The 7,260-nt window shown below is 63.5% G+C and carries 5 protein-coding genes; 1 reads left to right on the forward strand and 4 read right to left on the reverse strand.

Annotated features, from left to right (window positions below; translation table 11 throughout):
* From ACFVHU_RS05700 to ACFVHU_RS05715, 4 genes are read right to left on the reverse strand one after another with little or no spacing between them, the layout of a single operon-like run.
* Entirely contained in the window at nucleotides 1-630 is a 630-nt protein-coding gene (locus ACFVHU_RS05700; protein WP_105657015.1) for a Na+/H+ antiporter subunit E, read from the reverse strand.
* Nucleotides 631-638: 8 nt separating this feature from the next.
* Complete coding sequence (locus tag ACFVHU_RS05705; protein ID WP_133833554.1) at nucleotides 639-2,240, reverse strand: Na+/H+ antiporter subunit D; 1,602 nt, start codon at nucleotides 2,238-2,240, stop codon at nucleotides 639-641.
* Entirely contained in the window at nucleotides 2,237-2,686 is a 450-nt protein-coding gene (locus tag ACFVHU_RS05710) for a Na(+)/H(+) antiporter subunit C (RefSeq protein ID WP_105657017.1), read from the reverse strand. Before ACFVHU_RS05710 ends, ACFVHU_RS05705 begins: the two co-directional genes overlap by 4 nt.
* Nucleotides 2,683-5,652, reverse strand: a complete 2,970-nt coding sequence (locus ACFVHU_RS05715) for a Na+/H+ antiporter subunit A (RefSeq protein ID WP_105657018.1) — start codon at nucleotides 5,650-5,652, stop codon at nucleotides 2,683-2,685. The genes ACFVHU_RS05710 and ACFVHU_RS05715 overlap by 4 nt, the downstream gene beginning before the upstream one ends.
* A gap of 226 nt (nucleotides 5,653-5,878) precedes the next feature.
* Between ACFVHU_RS05715 and ACFVHU_RS05720 the strand changes: the two genes are divergently transcribed.
* Entirely contained in the window at nucleotides 5,879-7,201 is a 1,323-nt protein-coding gene (locus tag ACFVHU_RS05720) for an MFS transporter (protein WP_133833553.1), read from the forward strand.
* Nucleotides 7,202-7,260 lie beyond the last annotated feature (59 nt).

Genomic DNA, 7,260 nt, shown 5'->3' on the forward strand with positions numbered 1-7,260 from the left:
TTACCCCTTCCTCGCATCAAAGTTCGGTCCGCATTCGCTCTTGATCGCTTCGTACTCGTCTCGGCTGCCAATAGCCATGATCAGCCGGCGTTCGATGTCCCGGATGCCGGCACGCGCCTTCTCCACGTCCGCAGGCGACTCGATGTCGATGTAGTGCAGGTACAGCGTCGACGAGCTGCGGTCCACGTCGATCACGAAGGAGCCCGGGATCAGCGTGAGCACGTGTCCCACGGTCATCACGATCAGGTCCGAGTCGGTGCGCAGCGGGACCGCAATGACCGCGCTGCGGGTGCGCTTCCCGCGGACCAGCGCCAGCCAGGCCACATGGACGCTGGCGGCGAAGACCTGTCCGAGGAACCAGATGAACAGCTTCAGGCAGTACCAGGCATTGATCCGGCCCGAAAGGACCACCGGCGGCAGCGGGAACAGGTTCACGATCAGCAGCGCGATGATCACGCCGAAGACCATGTTCCCCAGGGAGAAGTCCTGCCAGAGAGCACCCCAGACAAAGAGCAGCAGCAGAAGCAGCGGCCATTCCTGCTTGAGTGTCGCGCGGTGGCGCACACCGGAGGTATCCAGCGCATCGTCAATGCGCTGGTCACGCGGTTCAAAGTTCTTGTTCGGCATCATCCCTCCAATCAGAATGGCAAGATCGAGCTGATATACGGTTCGCGGGCGATCAGTTCCGCAGCCACCCGCTGGCAGAATTCGAAGATCGGCCCGGCAAAGACGGTCAGGGCGATGCCCGCAAGCACCAGCGAACCGGTGGCGTAGCGCATGCCCCACGGCAAGGAGTCGGCTTCCAGCTGCTTGGCCAGTTTCAACCCCAAGCGGGGGTTCTGCGCGCCGCCGGCCAACGTCTCGTCGGCGACCTGCGTCGCTTCGGCCACCAGGTCCTGGTTGGGCACCTCGGCATCAGCGGCACGGCGCCAGAACACACGGGCCCACACGCGGATGATCGCCATCAAGGTCAGCAGGCTGGTCAGCAATCCGGCGCCGATCACGACCCAGGTCAGCGGATCGGCATCCTGCGCGGCCGCATGCAATAGCCCGAATTTGCCCAGGAATCCGGAGAACGGCGGGATGCCGCCCAGATTGATGGCCGGGATGAAGAAGAGCAGGGCCAATGCCGGGGAGAGCTTGGCCAGCGAGCCGAGCCGGGTGACATTCGAGCTACCGGCACGGCGTTCGATCAGTCCCGCCACCATGAACAGCGAAGTCTGCACGATGATGTGGTGGCCCACGTAGTAGATGGTCGCGGCGATGGCCAGCGGCCCGCCCACGGCCACGCCGAAGATCAGGTAGCCGATGTGGCTGGTGAGCGTGAAGGAAAGCATGCGCTTGAAGTCCGTCTGCGCCAGCGCACCGAGGATACCGATGACCATGGTCAGCGCGGCCACCACCAGCAGTCCGGCGTTGACCGAGCCGCCCGGGAAGAGCAGGGTTTCGGTGCGGACGATCGCGTAGACGCCCACCTTGGTCAGCAACCCGGCGAACACGGCGGTCACCGGGGCCGGTGCGGTCGGGTAGGAGTCCGGCAGCCACAGGGACAGCGGGAAGACCGCGGCCTTGATGCCGAAAGCGATCAGCAGCAGCACATGCAAGATCAGCTGCGGGCCCTGGCCCAGCTCGGGCAGCTTCACCGCAAGGTCAGCCATGTTCACCGTGCCGGTGGCCGCATAGGTCATCGCGATGGCCATCAGGAAGATCACCGAGGAAACCACGGAAACCACCACATAGGTGGTACCGGCGCGGATGCGCTCGGCGGTACCGCCCAAGGTCAGCAGCACGTAGCTGGCGGTGAGCAGGATTTCGAATCCGACGTACAAGTTGAAAAGGTCAGCGGCCAGGAAGGCGTTGGACACTCCGGCCAGCAGGATCAGGTACGCCGGGTGGAATATCGACACCGGTCCGGGCTCGTCCCCGTCGGCCAGGCCCTGGCTGGTGGCGAAGAGCAGCACAGCCAGCGAGACGACGGTGGAGACCAGCAGCATGAAGGCGCTGAACCCGTCGACCATCAGGGCGATGCCGAAGGGCGACTCCCAGCCGCCAATATGGATGGCATAGCTTTCCCCGCCCCATACGGCGGCGAGCATTCCCGCTTCGAGCACCAGGGTCAGGCACAGGATGCCGATGGTGATCAGGCGCTGCAGGCGGACCTGGCGGCGGACCAGGAAGGCTGCCCCGGCGCCGAAGATCGGCAGCACCACGGCCAAGGGGGCTAGATCCAGGAAATTCACTCTTCCCCCTCGCGCACTGGGCGTCCTTCTTCATCAACGAATTCGGTCGTATCCTCAGCCACTGGCGAGTCTTCTTCCTCGTCGTAGGCGGTCTTCTGGGACACCTTGATATCTTCGGTGTCATCGGTGAGCTCATCAGCGCTGGTCAAGGTCCAGGACCGGTAGATCATCGCCAGCAGGAAGGCGGTCACCGCGAAGGTGATCACAATGGCGGTGAGGATCAGCGCCTGCGGCAGCGGGTCCGAGTACGAGTCGGCCGCCGCATCCGGCTTGAACAACGGCGCCGCGCCCTTGCGCCCGCCGCTGGTGAGGATCAGCAGGTTGATGCCGTTGCCCAGCAGCATGATGCCCAGCAGCACCCGGGTCAGGGTGCGTTCGAGCACCAGGTAGAAGCCGGCCGCCAGCAGCACGCCGGTGACTACGAGGAAAGTGATGTTCACGCTCATCGGCCAACTCCAGTCCGGGAGGCCTGGATCTCGTCGTGGCGCTCCACCGGGCTGCGGCCCTCAGAGAGCGAATCAATCTCACTGCCCAAAGAACGCAGCACGTCCTGCACGAGGCCAAGGACCACCAGATACACTCCAATGTCGAAAATCGTTGAGGAAACGAACTTGTGCTCGCCGAAGAACCAGAATTCCAGGGCGTAGGTGGTGAAGATGCCATCACCCAGCAGCAGCGGCACGATGCCCGCCAATCCGGCTAGCGCTATGCCGCCGCCGATCAGCATGCCCGGAGCAATGCGCATCGACTCGGAAAGTTCCACGCGGCCGCCGGCCAGGTAGCGGATGGTCAGCGCCAAGCCGGCGATCAGCCCGCCAGCGAAGCCGCCGCCCGGGGTATTGTGCCCGGTCAGCAGCGTGTACACCGACATGATCAGCACCGTGTGGAAAATCAGCCGGGTGACCACTTCAAAGATGATCGAGCGGCGCTCGGCGACCAGGGTGCTGCCAGCCATCAACCAGTCCTGGTTGGAGCTGGAGGCAAAGCGGCGGGCAATGCGCAGCTCGGTTTCCTTGGAGTCCTTGCTGCCCATGGCTTCGGAACCCGCGTCGATGCTGCCCGGTGCCACCTGGTGGGCCCGCACCCGGTTGCCGAAGCTGCGCCCGGCGAAGATCAGCGAAGCCACACCGGTGGCAGCCGCTGCCAGCACGGTGATCTCGCCGAAGGTATCCCACACGCGCAGGTCCACCAGGGCCACGTTGACGATGTTCTTGCCGTAGCCCTCGTAGTAGGCCAGATCCGGCCAAGCCAGGGAAATGCGGGCCTCGTTGCGGGCGGCCATCATCGCGATAGCAATGTAGACGACCATCACGGCCAGGGCGATCGACAGGATGGCCCGGCCCCACTTGATCCGGGTCAGGCCCACCCACAGTCGCTTGGGCAGGGCGCGCAAGGCGAGCACGAAGGAAACCAGCACGATGGTTTCCACCAGCAGCTGGGTCAGCGCCAGGTCCGGGGCGCCTTGCAGGGCGAAGATCGCGACCATGCCGTAGCCGGTCACCGAAACCATCAGCACCGCCATGAAACGCTTCGGCGCGGTAATGGAGACCACCGCACCGGCGATGATCACCGCACCGATCAGCAGCTGGGCCGGGTGGTCGGCGATGATCCAGTTCGTTGGCCACGGGGTGTAGACGGTCAGCGCGATGGCCAGCGGGATCACCAGCACCACGACCAGGATGACGCCCAGGTAGAAGGAGAGCGAACCACGCTGGGTGCGACCGGTGATCCAGATGGCCACCTTGTCCAGCACGTTCACCGACATGCGGTAGATTTCCTCGGCCGAGGTGACCATGCGGCGCAGCGGTGCGCCGGTGTCGGTGCGGTGACGCAGCCAGAAGAAGCACAGGCCCAAGCCCACCGAAATGGCGCTCAGTCCCAGTGCCGCGTTGAAGCCGGCAAATGGCAGCAGGTGCATTTTGCCCGGTCCGCCCTGCGCGGCCGACCAGTGGATGGCCAGCGGCTCCACCAGCTGCGGGTACAGGCCCAGGAACAGCGTCGCCGCCGAAAGAACCAGCAAGGGCGCCAGGAAGATCAGTGTCGGGGCCTTGCACTGCAACGCAGGCAACTTCTTTTTCTTCACGCCGAAAGCCCCGAAGAAGAAGCGCAGCGAGTAGGCCATGGTCAGCGCCGCACCCATCAGGATGCCGACGAGCGCGGCCATCCCCCAGCCGGTTTCCAGGTGCAGGGCCGATTCGTAGACCGCTTCCTTGGCAACGAAGCCGAACAGCAGCGGCACGCCGGCCATGGACGCCGCGGCGATGCCGGTGGTCGTGGCCAGGATCGGCATGGCACGGCGCAAGCCGCTGAGCTTGCGGATATCGCGGGTACCGGTGTTGTGGTCGATGATGCCCACGCTCAGGAACAGCGTCGCCTTGAACAGGCCGTGGGCCAGCGTCATGGCCAGCGCGGCAAAAGCCGCTTCGGGGGTGCCGAAGCCGAAGACCGCGATGATGAAGCCCAGCTGGGAGACCGTGCCGAAGGCCAGGATCAGCTTCAGGTCGTATTGCTTGAGCGCCCGGTAACCGCCGATGAGCATGGTGAGAATACCTATGCCTACGGTCATGGGGACCCACAGGGTGGTCTCGGCGAAGCCCGGGGCCAGTCGGGCGATCAGGTAGACGCCGGCCTTGACCATGGCTGCCGCGTGCAGGTACGCGGACACCGGAGTCGGAGCGGCCATCGCACCGGGCAGCCAGAAGTGGAAAGGCACCAGGGCCGATTTGGAGATCGCCCCGACAATAATCAGCGCCACCGCAACATCGGTGAAGGCCCCCAAGGCCACCAGCTCGTCGGCCGATGCCATGATCTCCGAGAGCTGGTAGCTGCCGGCCGCCGCGCCGAGCATCAAGATGCCGGCGAGCATCACCAGTCCGCCAAGGGTCGTGATGATCAGGGCGTTCATGGCTGAACGGCGCGCGGTGATCAGGGCCTGGCTGAAACCGATGAGCAGGTAGGAAAGCACGCTGGTGATTTCCCAGAAGATGAACATGATGATGATGTCATCGGCCGTGACCAAGCCGGTCATGGCTCCGGCGAAAGCGACCATCTTCGCCGCGAAGCTGCCGATCTGCGGATCATCATTCTTGAAATAGCGGGCGCAATAGAACAGCACCAGCGCGCCCACGCCGAGGATCAGCAGCAAGATTGTCGCGGCCAAAGAATCCATGCGGAAATTCAGGGCGATATTCAGCCCGGGAATCCATTCCATTTGAACCGATGGCGGCGCATTTGGCGCACCATTGGCCAGGGAATTATCGGCAGAAAGCACCGCCGGCATGCGGGTCAGCAACCAGATGAATCCCACTGCGGGCACGGCCGCCACAACGTAAAAACCGTTTCGTTTCAAGGCCCGGAATATTAATGGGCATAAAACAGCGGTGGCAAACAGCGCAGTGAGAATTATTAGCACGCTTTTCCTCTGTCGGCTGGTGGTGGGCAGAGTATCCAGAGCACTTCGAAAAGCGCCTGCATCTGTAATTTTATCAGCCGTGGCCTGCCTGCAATCGCACGAATGTGCCCTTTAAGGAATATTCCCTGCGTTTTCCGCGACCAGCTGATTTTCCAAGCTAGCCGCTATTCTCCATAAGGTCGTTCCTATTCATCGCCTGATTACCTGTTGCAGGTACGATGCCAGCATGGGAATCAATCAGGTCGAACCGTCGGCGATTCGTGAAAAGTGGCTTAATAAGTACACTTGGGCGTGGGCCAGCTGGGATTGGGGACAAGCCGCGATCAACGCTGTCATGATCACTTTCGTGTTCACCGTCTATCTCACCAGCGAGCTATTCGGCGACACCGACCATGCGTCGCTGGTCCTCTCGCAGGCACTGGCCATCGGCGGACTGGCCATCGCCCTGCTGGTGCCCGTCACCGGGCTTCGCGCCGATGTTGCCGGGCGGCGCAAGCTGTGGATCGTGGTCAACACCCTGGTTCTCGTCGCCATCTGCGCGGCCTGCTTCTTCGTCTACCCCGACCCTTCCTACCTCTGGTTCGGCGCGATCCTCGTCGCGGCCATGTCGGTCTTCGGCGAATTCGCCGGCGTGAACTACAACGCGGTGCTGAACCAGATTTCCACCAAGGCAACGGTCGGCAAGGTCTCCGGTTTCGGCTGGGGCATGGGCTACGTCGGCGGAATCCTCGCCCTCGCCCTGGTGCTCTTCCTGTTCGTGCAGCCAATCGTGGACTGGCCAGGTGCCAGCACCGAAGAATCGTTGAACTTGCGCTGGGTGGCAGTGTTCTCTGCCGCTTGGTGCTTGCTCTTCGCGCTGCCGCTGTTCTTCGTCATCCCCGAATCGCCACCGAGCACCTCGAAGAAAATCCCGCTGATGCTTACCTACAAGGTCCTGTTCAACAACATCAGGGAACTGTGGCGCAGCGACCGCAACCTGCTCTTCTTCCTCTGCTCCTCCGCCGTCTTCCGCGACGGGCTAGCCGCCATCTTCACCTTCGGCGGCGTCATTGCCGCGGGCACCTTCGGTTTCGAACTGACCGAAGTGATCATCTTCGCGATCGTCGGCAATGTCGTTGCGGCCCTTGGCGCGGTGCTTGGCGGCCGCATCGATGACGTGGCAGGCCCAAAGGCGGTCATTGTCGGTTCGCTGATCGGCCTGCTGGTTGCCGGCGCCGGAGTCTTCTTCTCCCCCGAAGCCGCGGGCTTCTGGATCTTCGGCCTGCTGCTGTGCTTGTTCGTCGGACCGGCACAGGCAGCTTCCCGCTCCTACCTCTCGCGCTTGATTCCCGAAGGACGCGAAGGAGAGCTCTTCGGGTTGTACGCGACCACCGGTCGCGCCGTGTCCTTCCTGGCACCGGCGTTGTTTGCCGGAGCCATCGCCATCGCTACCCCGCTGGTGGCATCCGGCCAAGCCCAGCGTTACGGCATCCTGGGCATCCTGGTGGTCTTGGCGCTCGGCCTGCTCCTGCTCCTGCCAATCCGGTCGCCGAAGAAGGTCACCGCGTAGCTTCCAGCCGCAAACGGCGCTGGCCCCCAACAAATGTTGGGGGCCAGCGCCGGTTGAGG

The sequence above is a fragment of the Glutamicibacter sp. NPDC127525 genome, assembly GCF_042672105.1.
In the GTDB taxonomy this organism is placed as follows: Bacteria; Actinomycetota; Actinomycetes; order Actinomycetales; family Micrococcaceae; genus Glutamicibacter.